The sequence below is a fragment of the Moorena sp. SIO4A1 genome (genome assembly GCF_010672065.1).
Taxonomy (GTDB): Bacteria; Cyanobacteriota; Cyanobacteriia; order Cyanobacteriales; family Coleofasciculaceae; genus Moorena.
Map to the genome: position 1 here is coordinate 257,354 of NZ_JAAHHX010000007.1, position 19,313 is coordinate 276,666.

Here is a 19,313-nt window from a genome sequence, read left to right on the forward strand (position 1 = left end):
AGTGTGGGAAGTGTGGGGAGGGTGGGGAGTGTGGGAGGGGTGGGAAGTTACTGGTCATCAGATAGGGGAGTGTGGGAAGATGGAGAGGACAGAAGAGAAGAGCGATGGCAATTAAAGAAGATGGGAAAGATAGGAGCAGAAAACGAAAAAGGTAAAAAGTATTTTAGAACTCATGAAGATTTGGTTATTTATCAATTGGCATTTGAGACAGCGATGCTAATTTTTGAACATTCTAAAAAGTTCCCAGTTGAAGAAAAATATTCATTGTCTTGATGCAATAGCGAGTGGGGGAAACCCCCAAGACCGCGCTGCATCGCTAACTGATCAAATTCGTCGTTCCTCTCGCTCAGTCTGTGCTAATCTCGCAGAAGCTTGGATAAAACGGAGATATAAAGCCGCTTTTGTAGCTAAACTGAATGATTGTGAGGCAGAGGCAGCAGAGACTCAAGTTTGGTTAACCTTTGCGGTGAAATGCCAGTATCTCACGGTCGAACAAGTCAGAGAACTCTACGGAAATTACAATCAAATTCTTAGTGGATTAGTCAAGATGATCACCAATCCAGATAATTGGTTACTCGACTAACTCCCCAAGCTCCCGAAGCTCCCCACACTTCCCCATCTCCCCATCTCCCCATCTCCCCATCTCCCCATCTCCCCATCTCCCCATCTCCCCATCTCCCCACACTTCCCACACTTCCCACACTCCCCACACTCTCTTAATGACCCAGCATCTCTTGTGCCTTCTTAATATTGTCACGAACTGATTCAGCTGATATCTTGAGGGAGGACAGTTCATAATCTGTCAACTTTAATTCCAAAATTTTTTCGATACCTCGACACCCCAATCGGGTGGGTACCCCTATAAAAATATCTTTTAAACCATATTCACCCTGAAGGTAGGCAGCTGCGGTGATTTGGCGGGATTGGTTGTGTAATATTGCTTCTACCATCAAACAGGCAGATGATGCTGGAGCAAAATAAGCACTGCCAGTGCGCATCAGTTCTACAATTTCTGCTCCGCCTCGGCGAGTCCGTTCGATCAGGGCTTCTATCCGGTCTGGTGTCATCAGTTCCGTGATGGGAACACCGCTAACGGTAGAGTAGCGGGGTAGTGGCACCATTAGGTCCCCATGGCCTCCGAGCACTACAGCATTGACATCCGCAACGGATACACCATTTTCCATGGCAATGAATGTCCGGAATCGGGTAGAATCCAACACCCCTGCCATGCCCATGACGCGATGGGGTGGTAAGTCAGTAGCTTGCCAGGCTAGGTAGGTCATCACATCGAGGGGATTGGTGACCACGATTAACATGGCATCTGGGGATTTTGCGATCGCATTTTTAGCCGCTTCCACCACAATTTTGGAATTGATCTGTAGCAGGTCATCCCGACTCATGCCTGGTTTCCGGGGACTTCCTGCCGTAATCACCACCACATCGGAACCAGCAGTATCAGCATAGTCATTAGTTCCGATAATTTGGCAATCGTGACCTTCAATGCCCCTGGCCTCCATTAAATCGAGAGCAATGCCTTGGGGCATACCTGGTTTAATATCCAGGAGTACGACATCGGCCAGATTTTTCTCAGCAATCCGTTGGACAAGAGTACTCCCTACTCTACCACCACCGATTACGGATACACGGTTGTCGTGGCAGGCAATTGGGGAGTTGGGATAGGGTACCATGATCGGAATGGGTAGGGTGGAAATGCGTTCGCGTAGCCGCTCTTAACGAGCATCGTCTTCAAAAGGGATGCTCGTTAAGACGATACTTTTCAGGCCGGTTAAGACGAGATTTCCAACTGGTCAATACGTAACCAAATGTTGGGGGTAGGTACCCGACCAAATTTGACCAGGGCATAATCCCCCTTAATATCAACAATTTCCCCATCGGTTTCAAACAGATAAGAGGAAAAGCGGGGGTCACTTGCTTTTGCTTCCAGGCTACCCTCTAACTGGGCTTGGATAGCCCGAACCAATACTCCCTTTTTAATTTTCCCAGCCATAAAATCTCTTTTGTCTTTCCTCTTCTATTCTATCGGGGGAATGAGAAATCGGGAATCGGGAATCGGGAATCGGGAATCGGGAACAGGGAATTGGGAATCGGGAATCGGGAATCGGGAATTGGGAGTCGGGAGTCGGTAAAAAATCTTGTTTACCTTATTACCATGAGAACCGATAATTACCCTTAATAGAAATCTCCCCATCTCCCCATCTCCCCATCTCCCCACACTTCCCACACTTCCCACACTTATCAACGCTGACAGTTCGGACAAAAGTGAGCTGAGCGACCGACTAACTTGGTTCGCTGGATGGGGGTGCTACAGATACGACAGGGTTCTCCGGTGCGACCATAAACCCAGGCAATCCCCTTATAGTTGCCATTGACTCCCTGGACGTTGATAAAATCACTAAACGTGGTACCACCAGACTCAATCGCTTTTTCCAATACTTGGATAATCGCGATGCTCAGCTTTTCGATCTGCTCTAACCCCAAATCTTTACAAAGGGTTTCTGGTCGAATACCACTCAAGAATAATGCTTCATCGGCATAGATATTACCTATTCCTGCTACCAGGGATTGATCGAGCAAGGCTGTTTTAATCGCACGCTGGCGGTGATGGAGCTTACTAACTAGGTAATCTGTAGAAAATTCCTGGGAAAACGGTTCTGGTCCGAGTTGCTTTAGACCAGTGATAATAGTTTCTGGTAATTGGGATGGCGGAATCCACCACATTCGACCAAAGGTGCGCTGGTCGATAAACCTTAACTCCTGGTTGTTTGGGAAAAACAATCGCACTCGCGTGTGTTTTGGGTGAGGCTGGTCTTGACTTAGCCATAGCAGTTGACCAGTCATCCGGAGGTGAACACCTAACCAACCGGCCTGATCACTGTCTGACTTGCTTAGTTTAGCGAGTAGGTATTTGCCCCGTCGATACCAATCACTAATGGTGACAGTTTTGAGTTGGGCTAAAAAATCTTTCGGAGAAATAGGGTGGGCGATGGTGCGCGATAGTAACACCTCTCCACCCTGGATTTCTTGGCCTGTAGTCACTTGATTTAGACCCAGGCGAATTGTTTCAACTTCTGGTAGTTCCGGCACGATTGAGTGCTTTAGTTAATCAATGGTGAGTGCAAGCGTGTTAACTTAGCACTCTACAGACACCAGGAACTCAAATTCCTGAGTCTGGCTAGGTTAACCAACTACTTCCAGTTCAGTCGGTGCATAGTTATTGGTGTTAACCCCAGAGGGGCTACCGCTGTAGCCAGTATAGTTGACCTTATCAAAGCGGACAATCACTGGGTATTTGATACCACTCTTGTCTATACTAGCCACAGTTCCCACATCGTTATACCAGTAGGATTCTTTTCTTTTAATCCGAACTTTTGCACCACGTTTTAGTTCTGCCATAAAAAAATTTACCTTACGCTCTAGTTCTACAGCGTACTACTCAATTAGGCTTCTCCGTTGACTTAATTGTTTAAGTTTTATTAATTTACCTCTAGGGAGTAGGGAGTAGGGAGTAGGGAGTAGGGAGTAGGGGTAAGAAAATTGACTGTATCTCATGAGTATGATTAACTCTATGATTACCCTTACTAAAAATCTACTACGTTTACCAGGCTTACCACGCTTACCCTGTCTAACACACTCTTCCCCCTATTCCCGACTTCTCGGAGAAGTCTATAGAGTTTCGTAGTAAGCGTAAGGTACATTTAAATTTTCTTCCCTGCTCCCTGCTCCCTGCTCCCTGCTCCCTAAAACCCTGGACTTTGTACCCCAACCAATTGAGAACTCCTATAATCTGACAAACGCTGCCAACTCAGCTTTGATGTTTCCTCATCGAGATGCCAGCGTAATAACTGAGCTGGTTGACCAATGTTGAGGGTTGGTAAACCGATGGCTTGGCGAGGGGAAACCGTTGCGAGGGCAATGCCATTCTCAATGCTACAAATCCCCCACTGGACTAAATTCTCTACCCCTACCAATAATGGCAAGGTTGTCCCAGATAATGTCCCATCTGGTAGCCGTGCTGTCCCATTTTTGACCTCTATCTGGCGGGTGTCCCAGGGATAGACGCCATCGGGTAATCCTATTGGTGCTAGGGCATCGCTAACTAGAAAAATCCCTTGTTCATAACCCCCAGCACGGAGCAGCAATTGGATCATGGTGGAACAAACGTGCTGACCATCGGCAATTAGTCCACACTGGACACCGGGAGTAACTAGGGCAGCTCCGAGTAATCCTGGTTTGCGGTGATGGAGTCCTGGCATGGCATTAAAAGCATGGGTTACCATGGATGCCCCATGTTCAAAGGCGCTTTGGGCTTGCTCTGCTGTAGCTTGGGAGTGACCAAGACTAACGATTATGTTGCGCGATCGCAAATACGGAATCACCTCACCAATGCTATCTAACTCTGGCGCTATGGTAATTAGTTTAACCAGATTACCATAGTATCCCAAAACTTCCTTGACATTTTCAAGAGTAAGTGGTAATAGATACTCAAGAGGATGAGCTCCCCGTTTTTGGGGATTGAGAAAAGGCCCTTCTAGATGGACACCCAAGATGCGGGCGCTTGGGGTCTGGTAAGGTTGGGAAGGGATAAATTTAGCAAAGACAGAAAGCGATCGCTGAATCTTCTCTACAGAAGTAGTCACCAGAGTGGGTAAAAAGTGATCGACACCCTGATGCCAAAGGAATTGACAAATATCCTGGAGTAAAGGGATGTGGTGAAAATCCACATCGGTGAAGGCTAAGCCTAGCCCCCCATTAATCTGCAAATCCACACCCCCTAGGGAGACCCAATCCCCAGCAACGTCAAGGATAGCCGGGTTAGGAAGAGTTTCTAGCTTAGGAAGAGTTTCTGGGTTGGGTGCGATCGCGTCAATAATTCCATGATCATTAATGTGAATATTCTGTAAACCCTGGTAACTAGGGACACGAGCATTGATAATATCTAGAGTCATTAGGGAATGTGGCGAAGTCTAATTCATCTACCATCAAACATGATTCATGACCAATAACCAACCGTTAATTGGGATTATTATGGGCAGCGATTCCGATTTGCCCACCATGCAAAATGCGATCGCAGTATGTGAAGACTTCGGTGTTCCTTCGGAAGTGGCGATTGTCTCCGCCCACCGCACCCCTGAACGGATGGTAAATTATGCCCAAAACGCTCACAAGCGTGGACTCAAAGTTATTATCGCTGGTGCTGGGGGGGCGGCTCATCTGCCTGGGATGGTAGCGGCCCTAACACCCTTGCCTGTAATTGGGGTTCCAGTGTCTAGTCGTCACTTGCAGGGTATCGATTCCCTATACTCAATTGTTCAAATGCCTGGGGGAATTCCCGTCGCTACTGTAGCAATTGGTAATGCCAAGAATGCAGGGTTGTTAGCAGTGCAGATTTTGGGGACTCATCAGCCGGAATTACTAGAGAGAGTGCAGCAGTATCGCCAGAATTTAGCCCAATCAGTGATGGAAAAGCAAGCATTGCTGGATGAGTTAGGTTATCAGCAATACTTAGGGCAGATGAGTTAATCTGGTTGCTGAGACTTTCAGAAGGTTAGCATTGAAAAAGGGCAAAAATACCCATTAAATTGCCATTAGGGTAAGCCACTATAGGGGGGATGTGACAGAAAATAATTCGAGGGCAATCCGACTCGTTCTACTACGTTAAGTTGGGGTATCTCAAAAGCATGCTACGGAAGGGAAGCATCTGTTATAAATGAGCCGAGACTAAAGGCCATAGGACTTACGAGGTTGAGTTTGGTGTTCAGCTGAAATACCAATACCCGATCCACACCAAATCCAACTCATGTCAACAAAAAATCTAGGAGGTAAATAAATTTAATGGAACATCGTGGTGTTACAGTATGGTTAACTGGTCTTAGTGGTGCTGGAAAGACCACTATTACTAAGGCATTAGAAGAAAAACTAAACGCCAAAGGATGTAAGCCCGAAGTCTTGGATGGGGATATCGTCCGTCAGAACTTAACCAAAGGACTCGGATTTAGTAAAGAAGACCGGGATGAAAACATTCGCCGCATTGGCTTTGTTGCCCATCTTTTAACCCGCAATGGAGTTATTGTATTGGTATCCGCTATCTCTCCTTACCGTGAAATTCGAGAGGAGGTCAGGCAAAGGATTGGTGACTTTGTAGAAGTTTATGTTAATGCTCCCCTAAAAGTTTGCGAAGGCCGAGATGTCAAAGGACTTTACAAACGAGCTCGTGATGGAGAAATTAAGAATTTTACTGGTATTGATGACCCCTATGAGCCACCATTAAATCCGGAGGTAGAATGTCGCACTGACCAAGAAGAATTATCAGAAAGTGTGGACAAAGTTCTGAAAAAGCTGGAAGAGTTAAATTATATTTCTAGTACTTGAAGCAGAATCTTTATACCTTAACTAAAGGACTCCACGTACACGCTTTGGAGTGGGAGTCGTATCTTGAGACAATTCTTGAGACAATTCTTGAGACAATTGTAGAACCTAATTATTATTCCTAGAGTATGCAAAGCCCGGTGTTAAGCCATCCTTCACAAACTATCCCAGCTCACGGTGGTCAACTGGTCAACCGTGTCGCTACACCTGAACAACGGCAGGAATTTTTGGATAAAGCTGAATTTCTGCCCAGAGTCACACTGGATAAACGGGCTGTCAGCGACCTTGAAATGATTGCTATCGGTGGCTTTAGTCCCCTGACTGGCTTCATGGCCAAAGAAGACTACGAATCAGTGGTAGACCGGATGCGTCTAGCCAATAACCTACCGTGGTCAGTTCCGATCACCCTCTCGGTTACCTCTGAAGTAGCTGCCCCTCTGCAAGAGGGGGGGTTAGTCCGTTTGGATGATACCAGTGGTCGGTTTATTGGTGTATTAGAACTGACAGAAAAATATTCTTACGACAAAACCCATGAAGCGGTGCAAGTTTACCGCACTGATGAAGACAAGCATCCTGGTGTGAAAGTCGTGTATGACCAGGGAGAGATTAATTTAGCTGGTTCAGTATGGTTACTGGAACGGTTACCCCATCCCCAGTTTCCCTCCTACCAAATCGATCCAGAAAAATCGAGAGCCATGTTCTCGGAACGGGGTTGGAAAACAGTGGTAGGTTTCCAAACCCGTAATCCCATTCATCGGGCTCATGAATATATCATCAAATGTGCTCTAGAAACCGTAGACGGTCTATTCCTTCATCCCTTAGTGGGTGCTACTAAAAGCGACGACATCCCAGCCGATGTGCGCATGCGTTGCTATGAAATCATGTTGGAGAATTATTTTCCCAATGACCGCGTGATTCTGGCAATTAACCCTGCTGCCATGCGTTATGCAGGCCCAAGAGAAGCCATTTTCCATGCTTTGGTACGGAAGAATTATGGCTGTACCCATTTCATTGTAGGACGAGACCACGCTGGTGTGGGAGACTATTACGGCACCTATGATGCCCAACACATTTTTGGTGAGTTTGAGCCAGGTGAGTTGGGGATCATGCCGATGAAGTTTGAGCACGCCTTCTACTGCACTCGCACCCAAGGTATGGCTACCGCCAAGACTAGTCCAAGTACACCGGAGCAGAGGATTCATTTATCCGGTACTAAGGTACGGAAAATGCTGCGTGAGGGAGAATTACCACCACCGGAATTTTCCCGACCTGAAGTGGCAGCAGAACTGGCTAAGGCAATGCACGAGAGGAGTTGAAGGTTGAAGGTTGAAGGTTAGACCGTTGAAGGTTAGACCTTTGAAGGTTAGACCGTTGAAGGTTGAAGGTTAGACTGTTGAAGGTTGGAGGTTAGACCGTTGAAGGTTGGAGGTTAGACCGTTGAAGGTTGGAGGTGAGGCGGTTATTTGGTTATTTGGTTATTTGGTTATTTGGTTATATTCCAAACCTTAAACCTGTAACCTTAAACCTATAACCTTAAACCTATAACCTTCAATCTGTAACCTGTAACCTGTAACCAAATAACCTTCAACCTGTAACCTGTAACCTGTAACCTGTAACCACATAACCTTCAACCTGTAACCTGTAACCTGTAACCAAATAACCTTCAACCTGTAACCTGTAACCTGTAACCAAATAACCTTCAACCTTCAACCTTCAACCTTCAACCTTCAACCAAATAACCTTCAACCTGTAACCTTGGCCTTTCGGCCACGCGCTTCGCAGCAAAGCGGGACGAAGTCCATCGCGTTAAACCTTTAACTAGTGAACTAGTGAACTAGCTCAACTGGGAATCCCACGGCTTGTGGCCGTGGGAGCGCCAATCCTGGTAGGCTGATAGCTGAAATCTGAAAGCTGAAGCGCGGATATGGGACTTAATCGCCGGACTTTTCTGCAAAAAGCTAGTTTGGGATTGGCAACATTAGGAGTAAGTGAAACATTACTATCCCTCCTAGGGAATAGTGGTTTAGCTGTTCCTGGAATAGACCGTTACTTCCAAGTATTAGCACAACCCCTTGGGCGAAAGTTAGCCCTACTAGTGGGTATCAACAAGTATCCTCGTAGCACAGTCTTGGATGGCTGTGTTACTGATGTAGAACTACAACAAGAACTATTGATTCATCGGTTTGGCTTCAACCCGAAGGATATACTGATACTTAAAGATCACCAAGCGACTCGCGAAAATATTGAAACGGCTTTTATTGAACATCTGACGGAGCAAGCGAAAGCGGGTGATGTGGTAGTCTTCCACTTCAGTGGCTTCGGTAGCCAGGTCAAGCTATCTCAAGGGTATCAAACCGATACGTCTGTTGCACTTCAAAATAGCTTGGTTCCAGTAGATGGGAGCCTGACCAAAAAAAAACCTAAGGTAGCCAACGATTTACTGGAAGAAACTCTAGTTTTGCTATTGCGATCGCTCTTCACTGACCAAGTCACTACAGTACTTGATACTAGCCACACGGTAGCTGATAGCCTCCTCCAAGGAAATATTAAGGTACGCTCTAGTACTAACCCACCAGCCCAAGAGGCTAGTCGGGACGAACTGGCTTTTCAAGAGCAACTGCGGCGGCGGATACAGGATTCTGGGAAAGGGATGGTAAACCAGAAATCGGTCTCGGTTGTGCCTGGATCGATGAATCCTATGGCAGGTCTGGTTCTCACCGCTGCTGAACCAAATCAAATGGCCATGGAGGCTAAATGGAATGGTTTCAGTGCTGGCTTATTTACCTATGCTCTTACTCAGTATCTGTGGCAGGCAATACCAACAACGACAAGTCAGGTGAGCCTGAGTCACGCTGGTGTGATGGTTAATCAACTGACAGGTACACAACAACAGCCCAGGCTAGGGGGTCAAAGTAGTCTTGAGCCAATACCTACCTATTATCTGCCCCCTGACCCTAGCATGGGAGCGGATGGTGTGGTCACCGCCGTGGAAGATAATGCTCAAACTGCACAGTTGTGGTTGGCAGGATTACCAGCAACAGTTGTGGATTACTATAGCAATAACTCTGTATTGGAATTAGTCGGTGCTAACTCGGGAGCCTCCCAACTACAAATAACCTCTAAAGATGGTCTGACTGCTAAGGCAAAATTTATTGGTGCTAGTACTGATAATAACAATCAGCTACAAGTTGGGCAGCTGGTGCAAGAAGCTGTCCGGGTGTTACCCCGTAATATTGGTATAACGGTAGCTCTGGATGGGAACCTAGAACGAATTGAACGAGTAGATGCTACCAGTGCCTTTTCTGGTATCTCTGCTGCATCGGTAGTGCAAGCAGGGGAACAACCTGCTGATTACTTGTTTGGCAAAGCACTCTCTTCCACAAATGCTGGGGGAGGGGGTTATGGAATCTTCTATCTCGACGGTCAACCCATACCCAATGGAGTTGGGGAAGCTGGGGTAGCCGTGAAGTCAGCAGCTATGGGATTGGCTGGTAAACTGAACACCTTGCTGGCAGCAAAATTGCTGCGACTAACTGCTAATGATGGGTCTTCCGGTCTAGGTATTCGGGTATCCCTACAGATGATTGAACCAGAGCAAAAGCTAGTGATGCAACTCGAAACATCACGGACGGCTTCCTCCTCACGGGTAGATTTGGTAGCTGAGGGTGAAGCTAAATCTCAGGCTGAGTTGACAAAAACTGTGGCAGAAGCAGGTGTTCCTATTTTGCCGGTAGGGAGTCGTCTCCATTATCAGATCGAAAACTACGGTGACCAACCGATCTATTTCTTGCTATTAGGCTTTAATACCAATGGCAATGCGATCGCACTATATGAACTGCCATTTTTGGAGACATCACAGACTTCAGAAAACTCTCCATCTATCAAAGATGCTGTAATTGCTCCTGGGGAAACCCTAACTCTGCCATCAGCCGTAGCTTCTGTTGGTGGGATTGTCTCAGGTCCTAGTGGAATGGTGGAAATGCAACTGATTTGCAGTCGCTCTCCCTTCACTGAGGCCAGTAAAGCTCTCGACGCTGTGCCATCTCGTCGCGGAATCGGAGCACCAATTGATGATTTGTTTAACCCCTTGGACGTAGCCAAGGCGGTGTTGCAAGACATACATGATGCTAGTGCAAATTCCCTAGATTCTTCCCTCAGTATAGCTGCTGATTCCTACGCCTTGGATGTCAATACTTGGGCAACTCTAAGTTTTCTCTATCGGGTGGTTTAATTTCAGCTTGTTAATTGTCAATTGCTAATTGGCAATTAACAATTGATGCATAAGTGTTTAAGAGGAAATAGGGAACAGGGAACAGGGAACAGGGGGAACAGTGTGAGGAGAGGGAATTTTTTTGTAAAATAACTAAGGATTTCTAGTTATTTTTTTGGTTAAACTATTATTATAACTGTGGTTATTTCAAAAACATAAATTTTATTTATTCTGAGTCATTAACCCTTCTTAGGTAACCTCGCTTTCCCAAACACTTGCTCCGGAGTAAGTTCCAAGCCTTCAAAAAGCGAATCAGTGATCAGCGCAGCTTTGGTATAAGTCCGTGGTGGCGCATCTGGATAAAAAACTGTGATACTTCTCGCCTGAGGATCAACAACCCAAACTCGTAATACTCCCGCTTCTAAATAATCAGTTGCTTTCTCGGCTAATTGCCCAAAGGTTTGTCCCGGTGAGATAATTTCAATGGCTAACTCTGGGGGTACTGGACAAGCCTCATCTTCTATAACTTCTGAGGGCAGACGTTGAACAGAAATGTAGGTTAAATCAGGTACAGGTACCCAGTCTTGACCGTGACGTTGCAAGGCTATTGTCCATTCTGGATTGACTTCACCCTTTTCCTGACACCACTGATCCAAAAGTGTATATAAAGCACCACTTACCCTAGCATGAAAACGTTTAGGAGACATTTTCGGTACTGCAACCCCCTCAACTAATTCATAGGTTACATCGGTCGAAGGCATTGCCAGAAATTCTTCCAGGGTCAGTCTAGTTTTTAGTTTTTGCATTTTTATAAAACCACGATATCATTATATCAAAACCCCACAATAATCCACCACAAACTAATCCCTAAAACTATCGTACTCACATGGTGTGGTAATAACAAACTAAAGGGTTGACGTCCTATCTTATGGGTCAAAAACAGGGATAAAAGTACTCCTGAAATTAACGTAGTTCCCTGCAAGAATGCAATTACTGCTGGATGGGCTACCAACACAGGTAATCCTTCACCACTCAATCCAAACGTAGCAAACATTACCGGTAAAATCCTTCCCCCTTCTCCTAAACCAAGCCGCCAATAATGAGCCAAATTACCAGCTAACACTAATGGTAAATATCCATAAGCTAATTTAACAAAATAACTCGGCTTACGAATTTCTTTTACCTGATATAATCCTACCATTATTCCTTGAGCCAATAGTGGGACAATTGCTGGTAAACTCAACACTGTTACCGAGAGCAAACCATGAGTCCAAAACTGACTCAAATCCCACCCTAACCCCAGGTTTTCTTGCAATTCTGGTAAACGGTGCAAAAACACTGCTCCTAACAATAACAATAACAAAGCTACCTCATAACTGCGAGGCACATGGGTAGTCCACAATTCAATACCTGGAGGACGTAAATTCACTTCTACTGAACGATGGGGACAGGCTTTCAAACAGGTCATGCACAACACACAATCCCGGTTATCTTCCAATTGTGCTGGGTGAGAGTACAAGGGACAGCCATCCGTTTCCATTCCCTCCCCTTTTTCGGGACCACCTTTATAACATTGATAGGTGCTACATTCCGCTGAACATATCCCTTGTTGTGCTCGTAATTCCGTTATCGATAGTTTAGCGAACATGCCATTCATGCCGCCAATGGGACATAAATAGCGGCACCAGAAGCGTCGCTCGAAAATAGCGGAACATATCATCGCACCCGCTGTAATTAATAACAGTAGACAAGCGGAAAGATAAGCGGTATTTTCCAAATCCCACAATTCTTCCCACAATAAAATCAAGAAGAATAAGCCAAACAAAAACCAACCTCCCCACTTTTGAGCCTGTTCTCGGGGCCAACGTTTTAACTTACGGGGAAATAGCCACAGGGATAATTTCTGAGTAACTTCCCCATAAATCATGAATGGACAAACTGCACACCATAACCTACCCACAAAGGGAAAACTAATTAATACTAAGGGCCACCACCACGCCCAGAATAAATTAAGCGCAAAGTTTTCTTGACGATTCTGGGGTCCGATAAATAAAATAGCAACAATAATCGCAAAAGCGGTTAAGGTAAAGCCATAATTAATCCGGTCTGGCCACCAAGGGCTGCGGAGAAAGCGACGTAACCCTGGATAAGAATTTAAGAGATTGAGACGGAATTTATTTTTCTTACTTTGGGAGGGCCAGATAATTTCTTCGGTTACTTCTGAACATCCTTCTAGCTGCACAATGGCTCGTTCAACTAAATTGTATAATTCCCTGAGATTATTGGGAAAATCATACGCCTGTAATCGCCGTAATGCTTCGGGAGTGATCCGGTTTTTATTAATACATTTAGCACGAGATATGATACTAATATAGTAGTTGACTATGTCACCAATGTCGGCTTTTCGTACCCGTAGTGGTGGTACTTTAATCAATTTTTCTGCCACCGAATCAATCTCTGGCAGTTTTCTCTCGGCAATCATGATAATCCGAGCCTGACTAGTAGAGACGTTGGCTGCTGCAACATCTGTATGTTCTGAGGTAGCGCGGTCTTGGGGGTCTCCCCCATGAGCGACTACCGGTTGGGAACGGTTGACTGGAGTATAGGTATTGGTTCTAAGTAAATTAGCGATTTCTGGAATAAGTTCTGGGCTAAGTTCTTGAATATTATTTAATAGTAGAGTTCCTTGACCTAAGGCTTCAATTAACCCAGGTTTTCCCCCTGCACGACCAAATAATTCTGCGACCCTGGCTTGTAATTTAGAGCAATCGACTTTAATCATGGCTTCTCGCCGATAGGGAGAACTAAAATGAATCAAGGCTGCTATGTTATCTTTTTCTAGTCCAGGTTCTCCGAAGATTATCACCGATTCGCGGTTTTCCGCTGCTTGTTTAACTTGCGATCGCAGTCGCACCCCATAGCGACTTTTCCCAATAATCCCCCGTTTAGCTTTACTAACCAGATACGGTCGTAAGATGGTTTGACGCTCTTGTTCATAGGCTAGCTGAGCGGATAACTCTTCTACTTCTTCAGCCAGTTGTTGGGAGAAAGCCTGGGTAATTTCTGGATAGTGTTCCACGAGTGCCCGAAATTCGGAAGCACTGACAAACCAAAACTGACATTCGTTGAGGGTAATTAAGGTTTGCTCAACAGGTTTGTTCAATAATAGAGCTTGTAGATTAATCACTGCCCCAGGGAGTAAACCCACAGCTTGCCAATCCTCAGTATTGCTTTCGATCCGACCTGAGCGGAGAATATATAATCCTGCGGGAGGGGTGTTGGCTAGCACTAAGGTTTGGTTTGCGGGCAAAATCCGCTCTTCCAGCTTAGGTGCTAGATTCTGTAACACCTCCTGAGTCAAAATACTCAGAGCAGTTCGTTGTTTTAGCCACGTCACTAAGTCTGGAATGGTCATGATTGGCTCTGGGATAAACAATGATGGGAAGTTCAGTTAATCAAAATATTATTATGGTTAGGAAAATTTTGTTAATTGTTTATTTTTAATTGTTTATTGTTAACTGAATAATAATTGGGAAGAAGCCCTTTCAAGCTCCCAAATGATAAGTAAATCTACAACTTTCACTATAATCTAGCTCTGGTCGTGCCTAACGCCAGAGCTAGCCCTTTGAAGAATACAATTTAGACTGCTATGTTAATTTATCCAAACGAGCACGGAGGGATTTGAACCCCCGACACCCAGAACCGGAATCTGGTGCTCTATCCACTGAGCTACGCGCCCTTATGCTTGAGTGACTATATCTTAGTTACTCTATCTTATTAGCTTTGATAATAGCACACTATTGCCAGTTTTAACTATACAGGACTTGAGCACCGAGAAGTGTAAACTGTTTGAAATCTGCCTTAGCAAGTGCCATCGGCTAGAGATAACTTGCCGGATCGACAGGTTCACCGTTCTTACGAACCTCAAAATGGAGGTGGGGACCGGTAGAGAAACCCGTAGACCCAACAGTTGCGATCGCATTTCCTCGTTTGACCGATTCTCCCTTACTCACCAATAGTCTACTGGCATGACCATAGAGGGTAGCAATACTGTCGCCATGGTCAATAATTACTGTATTGCCATAGCCACCATACCAACCCGCAAAAATTACTATACCGCTATCTGCTGCTCGAATAGTACTGCCATAACTAGCCCCAAAGTCAATTCCAGAATGGAACCGAGATGTACCTAGAATGGGGTGACGTCGCCAACCAAAACTACTGGTAATGGAGCCATTACTGGGATAAAGCAGCTGACCAGTATTAAAAACAAAAGTTTTGCGAAGCCTTGCCTTCCTAGCTGCCGCAATCTTGTTTTGACGGGCAATCTCTCGTTGAATCAAGATGACAAGATTTTTAGAATCTTCTGCTAACTGGGCTTGGGATGCTTCTAAAGCTTGTCGGTTAGAGTTAAGTCGGTCAATCAGTTGTTGCTGTTTCCTCAGCTGGGCTTCAAACTGCTTCTTTTTGGCTAGGAGTTGTTGTTTAAGTAGGGAAACTCGGTTTTTCTGAGCCTCTATCTCGGTTTTGCGTTGGTTAATGCTGTCGGCTTCAGCTTTTAAACTAGTTAAGATTTTCTGGTCTGTTTGATAGACTAACTTCAATCGGCGGCGTCGAGCCAGAAATTCGTTGATATCTTGACTCTTGAGGAGGAGATTCGACCCAACTTCAGCATTGGGCTGGCGCTGTAGAAAACGCAGTCGAGCAATGATTGCAGCACGCTTTTCGTAATAGCTTCTCTCGGCAATTGCTAAATCCTCCTGCAACTGGTCTAGACGCTGGTTAGCCAGTTGGATTTGCCCATTATAATCCTGGTTAGCCGTATCAGTGGACTTGAGATTAAGCTCAATCACACCCAGCTTCTTCTGGGCAGATTGCTCCACATTAGATATGCGATCGCTTTCCTTAATAATAGTAGACCGTTGCTGCTCAATATGTTGCTGTATCTGTTGCAGGGTATCTACTGCTCCTGGGTTTACTACTTCTGGGTTTACTACTCCTGGGTTGGGTGAGGGAGAAGTACTCCCTGGAATTGTGACGATTAGCAGCCAAAGAACACAGCCTAGACAAACTCTCCCTATCCCGTGTAAGCCATACCAATCCCTAACCTTACCAGACGGGTTGACGTTTTTGGTATAGGTTGCCCTTTGCCGGATTTCCTTAACCACAGACTATCTCAGTATTGTGAACAATCATCGAAAAAATTCCCGAATACAGCTGTCAACGGTTGTAGATCAGTTCTATATAAATTGATGCTGACGAAAGTTAAACACTCCTTGGATATTATCTACTACTACTGGCCGATAGTGAATAGTGAGGGGAAAGCATTAGTGTTGTCATTATGGGGACTGGTGTTTACTATTTAGGTATCGTAAGCTATCAGCTATCAGCTATCAGCTATCAGTTATCAGCTATCACCTATCAGCTATCAGCTAATCCGCTATGTGTCCCAGCGTCGTTCGCACAGCGTGGCCAAACGCGCCCCGCGTGGCCTAAAGGCCAAGGCCAAAGCCTGTGGCACGCTACTTGAGGTGCTTTTGAATAAAACAGGTAAGCATTGGAATAATGCTGAGTTACGTCAGCATCTCAAGTAGCGTGAGCCTTTGGCTGACGGCTGACGGCTGACCTCTGACCTCTGACCTCTGAATGCTTACATTTGAGCTGGGAAATTATACACGAAAGTAAACACCACAAACCCTAGCAACAACCTAAGCACAAACCTCAGTCCTCTAGTCTATTTAAGTAAGGGAAATCAAGTATACAGCGGGTTAAAATTCCGTGAAGTACAGTATATATCTCGTTTTTTAGCAGATTACAACAGGCAACATAAGACTTGATCGTTCTGTTTTCGGTTCCCCTTTACCCGTTCCCTAACTATTCACTTTGGGGGAATTTAGCCCTTTGTTCACTAAAACTGTTACTTTAGCCTAATTTTCGGTAACTCTGTAAATGTAGCTGATCTCAAATCCGGTCAACTAATTATTATATCCCTGATCGGGTAATTGGTAACTCGTAATTGGAAATGAGTAGTTGATGATTCCCCATTCCCCATTACCAAACATAGAGGGAATAGTTAACAAACCAGTAATTAACCGGATTTGATCTCATCAGAGTTTTCAGTCAATCAGACCGAATGAAAACTTGTAATTAACCAATATTAGGATAAAATTTAGTTATGACGGTACTAGCAGGATTTTACGTTTCTGGCGCTCTATACTTTTTTGCGATCTGGTTTCAAGCTTTCCAGAAAGACACTAATTTATCTCCTGAGCAAATCCGCATATCTTGGATAGTGTTGACGATAGCAACCGTTTTTTGGCCAATTGTTGCCCCGATTGCTAATCTGGAGAAGAGTTCTATAAAAAAAGCTTCTTTAGTTCAGGAACAAGATGTGGATGCTAATAAAACAGCGATTTCAGCTAAGCTATCCCGCACTTAATTGGTAAACCTAAATTGAATAATGCTGATATTATATTCGGTAACATCAGTATTGTAAAAATTGGGTAATGGTAAATTGGTAACTTTGATTACTCCCAAGCCATTACCCATTTTCATATCTTGCACTTGCACTTAAAAGCTCTAAAATTTAGTAATATTAATTCAGGAGCTTCGAGTCAGAATAAGTCAAAGTTATGTTGTTGGAATATAAGAGTTCTTAAGAGGTTGTCTGAGAAGTCTAATTTGCTACATCCAAGCCCCCGTTGGTCCCCCAATTTTGGGGGACTTTTAGAAGCAAATTGACTCTTCCCCCAAAGTTGCAGGGCTGTTTCATTCTCGCCAAAAATAGATGGGGAGATGGGGAGATGGGGAGATGGGGAGAATTTTGGACGAATAGTCGTGATTTTGGCCAAATTTATCTAACCCTCCTCGAAGGCCGAATCACGAATTGTTAGTCATTGGAGTTGCTTCCTCCCAACTAATTTGTCAGATTTTAATGACTAAATTGGCGGATTTTTCGGGAAATTTTAGTTGATTTCCCTATCCCCCTATCCCCCTATCCCCCTATCTCCAATAATCGTTAACTTATTAAAGTTTGAAACAGCCCTGCCCCAAAGTTGGGGGGCTAGGGGGGCAAAATGCAGTATCAAAAAACTTTTCAGATATCCTCTAAGCTGCAGATACGCGCAGCCTACTCAACCAACCATCAAGATCTGCCAAAGCGCGATCGCGATATGCTCCATACCGTTCTCGCTTATTCTTTATCCGCACCGCCAATTCGGGCAAAATCCCAAAATTTGGTGGCATAGGCTGAAAATGCTTGGGTGATGCGGAACTGATAAAGTCAAATAACGCTCCCATCATCGTAGTGGGTGGCATCGTTACCAGTTCCAATCCCAATACCAGTCGCGCCGCATTTGTACCAGCCAGCCACCCTCCCGCAGCTGCTGCTGTATAACTTTCTGTTCCTACCAATTGACCAGCTGCCAACAAAGTAGAGCGTTTTTTGAACTGTAGGGTTGGTTGCAATAACTCAGGAGCATTCAGAAAGGTGTTCCGATGCATCACCCCCATGCGCACAAACTCTGCTTCTTCCAAACCGGGAATCAGTCGAAATACCCGTTTCTGCTCACCCCAGCGCAAATTAGTTTGGAATCCTACCATATTCCACAGCTGACCTGTTTTATCTTCCTGTCGCAGCTGTACCACAGCATAAGGACGGTGGTGCTGATTTTCCGGAGCGCGGAAGTCTCCCTTACGGGCATCAAACAGTCCCACTGGCTTCAGAGGACCGTAGCGCATAGTATCTTCCCCCCGACGAGCCATCTCCTCAATCGGTAGACACCCTTCAAAAAACTTAGCAGTTTCTTGCTCAAAGTCTTTCAATTCCGCCTTTTGAGCTGCACACAGTTCCTGCCAGAAGTGACGATACTGCTCCCGATTCATGGGACAATTAAGATAAGCCGCTTCTCCTTTGTCATACCGGGATGCCATAAAAGCAATATCACGATTGATGGATTCCCCCACCACAATCGGTGATGCAGCATCAAAAAAACTAAAGTATTCTAAACCAGTGAACTGTTGCAGGTCTTCGGCTAAAGCAGGACTAGTCAACGGACCGGTTGTCAGTACTACCACCCCTGTGGTAGTAATTTGCGGAACTTCCTCCCGCTGCAACTCGATCAGGGGATGACTAGCTAAGGTTTCAGTCAATTCCCGACTAAATACTGCTCGGTCTACAGCTAAGGCACCCCCAGCTGGAACAGCATGTTGATCAGCTTTGCCAATAATAATTGAATCAAGGCGTCTCAATTCTTCGTGCAACAAACCCGCAGCGCGATCGCTTGATTTAGCACCAAAGGAATTGCTACATACTAATTCTGCCAATTCGACCGTATGATGAGCCGGGGATAGTCGCACTGGTCGCATTTCGTGCAACACCACTGGTACTCCAGCCTGAGCAATTTGCCAAGCGGCTTCTGTACCCGCTAGTCCACCACCGATAACATTTACTTGTTGTTTGTCATTAGTCATTATATAGCAAAGGGAACAGGGAATAGGGAACAGGGAGTCGGGAGTCGGGAGTCGGGAGTCGGGAGTCGGGAGTCGGGAGTAGGGAGTAGGGAGTAGGGAGTAGGGAGTAGGGAGTAGGGAGTAGGGAGTAGGGAGTAGGGAGTAGGGAAAAAAATCCTGTGTACCTGATTTCTATGACAACCACTTTATTCAATTGTTAATTATTAATTGTTAACTGTTAATATCCAACAATTCACAATTAACA

Annotated in this window: 20 protein-coding genes and 1 tRNA gene; 8 read left to right on the forward strand and 13 right to left on the reverse strand. The window is 45.2% G+C overall.

The features are described from left to right. The first annotated feature begins 21 nt into the window (after positions 1-21). Both F6K53_RS07760 and F6K53_RS07765 read left to right on the forward strand, forming a co-directional pair. Complete coding sequence (locus F6K53_RS07760; RefSeq protein WP_293024171.1) at positions 22-273, forward strand: four helix bundle protein; 252 nt, start codon at positions 22-24, stop codon at positions 271-273. After that, positions 248-583: a four helix bundle protein gene (locus F6K53_RS07765; protein ID WP_293068072.1), complete on the forward strand. Its 336-nt coding sequence runs from the start codon at positions 248-250 to the stop codon at positions 581-583. Before F6K53_RS07760 ends, F6K53_RS07765 begins: the two co-directional genes overlap by 26 nt. On the opposite strand, the gene F6K53_RS07770 is transcribed toward F6K53_RS07765, so the two are convergent. The 7 genes from F6K53_RS07770 to nagA form a co-directional block, all read right to left on the reverse strand. Beyond that, positions 552-710, reverse strand: a complete 159-nt coding sequence (locus F6K53_RS07770; RefSeq protein WP_293024167.1) for a hypothetical protein — start codon at positions 708-710, stop codon at positions 552-554. The two genes, F6K53_RS07765 and F6K53_RS07770, sit on opposite strands and share 32 nt — an antisense overlap. Before the next feature lie 6 nt (positions 711-716). Further along, positions 717-1,688, reverse strand: coding sequence for a malate dehydrogenase (gene mdh, locus F6K53_RS07775; protein ID WP_293024165.1), 972 nt, complete (start codon positions 1,686-1,688; stop codon positions 717-719). Positions 1,689-1,786: 98 nt separating this feature from the next. After that, positions 1,787-2,008: an NAD(P)H-quinone oxidoreductase subunit O gene (locus F6K53_RS07780; RefSeq protein ID WP_293024163.1), complete on the reverse strand. Its 222-nt coding sequence runs from the start codon at positions 2,006-2,008 to the stop codon at positions 1,787-1,789. Positions 2,009-2,032: 24 nt separating this feature from the next. Then, entirely contained in the window at positions 2,033-2,233 is a 201-nt protein-coding gene (locus F6K53_RS07785) for a hypothetical protein (protein ID WP_293068077.1), read from the reverse strand. 23 nt (positions 2,234-2,256) lie between these two features. After that, entirely contained in the window at positions 2,257-3,105 is an 849-nt protein-coding gene (locus F6K53_RS07790) for a DNA-formamidopyrimidine glycosylase (protein WP_293024159.1), read from the reverse strand. Between the two features lie 93 nt (positions 3,106-3,198). Further along, complete coding sequence (locus F6K53_RS07795; RefSeq protein WP_293024157.1) at positions 3,199-3,414, reverse strand: photosystem I reaction center subunit IV; 216 nt, start codon at positions 3,412-3,414, stop codon at positions 3,199-3,201. 344 nt (positions 3,415-3,758) lie between these two features. Beyond that, a complete protein-coding gene (nagA, locus tag F6K53_RS07800) occupies positions 3,759-4,967 on the reverse strand; it encodes an N-acetylglucosamine-6-phosphate deacetylase (protein ID WP_293080312.1) in 1,209 nt (402 codons plus the stop codon). 46 nt (positions 4,968-5,013) lie between these two features. On the opposite strand from nagA, the gene purE reads away from it, so the two are divergent. The 4 genes from purE to F6K53_RS07820 all read left to right on the forward strand — a co-directional run bounded on the left by purE (position 5,014) and on the right by F6K53_RS07820 (position 10,618). Beyond that, positions 5,014-5,541, forward strand: coding sequence for a 5-(carboxyamino)imidazole ribonucleotide mutase (purE, locus tag F6K53_RS07805; protein WP_293024152.1), 528 nt, complete (start codon positions 5,014-5,016; stop codon positions 5,539-5,541). 312 nt (positions 5,542-5,853) lie between these two features. Further along, positions 5,854-6,390 carry an adenylyl-sulfate kinase gene (gene cysC, locus F6K53_RS07810; RefSeq protein WP_293024150.1) on the forward strand — a complete coding sequence of 179 codons (537 nt, stop codon included), beginning with the start codon at positions 5,854-5,856 and terminating at the stop codon, positions 6,388-6,390. Positions 6,391-6,515: 125 nt separating this feature from the next. Then, a complete protein-coding gene (gene sat / locus F6K53_RS07815; protein ID WP_293024147.1) occupies positions 6,516-7,703 on the forward strand; it encodes a sulfate adenylyltransferase in 1,188 nt (395 codons plus the stop codon). Positions 7,704-8,311: 608 nt separating this feature from the next. Further along, positions 8,312-10,618 carry a caspase family protein gene (locus tag F6K53_RS07820; protein ID WP_293066133.1) on the forward strand — a complete coding sequence of 769 codons (2,307 nt, stop codon included), beginning with the start codon at positions 8,312-8,314 and terminating at the stop codon, positions 10,616-10,618. 218 nt (positions 10,619-10,836) lie between these two features. Here the strand turns inward: F6K53_RS07820 and F6K53_RS07825 are convergent, their stop codons facing one another. From F6K53_RS07825 to F6K53_RS07840, 4 genes are all read right to left on the reverse strand, one after another. Continuing rightward, positions 10,837-11,403 (reverse strand): Uma2 family endonuclease, encoded by a 567-nt coding sequence (locus F6K53_RS07825; RefSeq protein WP_293029288.1) that lies wholly within the window; start codon positions 11,401-11,403, stop codon positions 10,837-10,839. A gap of 26 nt (positions 11,404-11,429) precedes the next feature. Then, the gene (locus F6K53_RS07830; RefSeq protein ID WP_293066136.1) at positions 11,430-14,012 is read right to left on the reverse strand and encodes a sigma 54-interacting transcriptional regulator; all 2,583 of its coding nucleotides are present in this window, start codon (positions 14,010-14,012) and stop codon (positions 11,430-11,432) included. A gap of 251 nt (positions 14,013-14,263) precedes the next feature. Beyond that, positions 14,264-14,336, reverse strand: a tRNA-Arg gene (locus F6K53_RS07835). Between the two features lie 139 nt (positions 14,337-14,475). Continuing rightward, the gene (locus F6K53_RS07840; RefSeq protein WP_293029297.1) at positions 14,476-15,765 is read right to left on the reverse strand and encodes a peptidoglycan DD-metalloendopeptidase family protein; all 1,290 of its coding nucleotides are present in this window, start codon (positions 15,763-15,765) and stop codon (positions 14,476-14,478) included. A gap of 300 nt (positions 15,766-16,065) precedes the next feature. On the opposite strand from F6K53_RS07840, the gene F6K53_RS07845 reads away from it, so the two are divergent. Both F6K53_RS07845 and F6K53_RS07850 read left to right on the forward strand, forming a co-directional pair. Then, entirely contained in the window at positions 16,066-16,191 is a 126-nt protein-coding gene (locus tag F6K53_RS07845; protein WP_293066141.1) for a hypothetical protein, read from the forward strand. 581 nt (positions 16,192-16,772) lie between these two features. Beyond that, positions 16,773-17,036, forward strand: coding sequence for a hypothetical protein (locus F6K53_RS07850; protein WP_293029301.1), 264 nt, complete (start codon positions 16,773-16,775; stop codon positions 17,034-17,036). A 668-nt stretch (positions 17,037-17,704) separates the two neighbouring features. Here the strand turns inward: F6K53_RS07850 and trmFO are convergent. Further along, entirely contained in the window at positions 17,705-19,069 is a 1,365-nt protein-coding gene (trmFO, locus tag F6K53_RS07855) for an FADH(2)-oxidizing methylenetetrahydrofolate--tRNA-(uracil(54)-C(5))-methyltransferase TrmFO (protein WP_293080317.1), read from the reverse strand. Continuing rightward, the gene (locus F6K53_RS07860) at positions 19,062-19,253 is read right to left on the reverse strand and encodes a hypothetical protein (RefSeq protein ID WP_293066187.1); all 192 of its coding nucleotides are present in this window, start codon (positions 19,251-19,253) and stop codon (positions 19,062-19,064) included. The genes trmFO and F6K53_RS07860 overlap by 8 nt, the downstream gene beginning before the upstream one ends. Positions 19,254-19,313 lie beyond the last annotated feature (60 nt).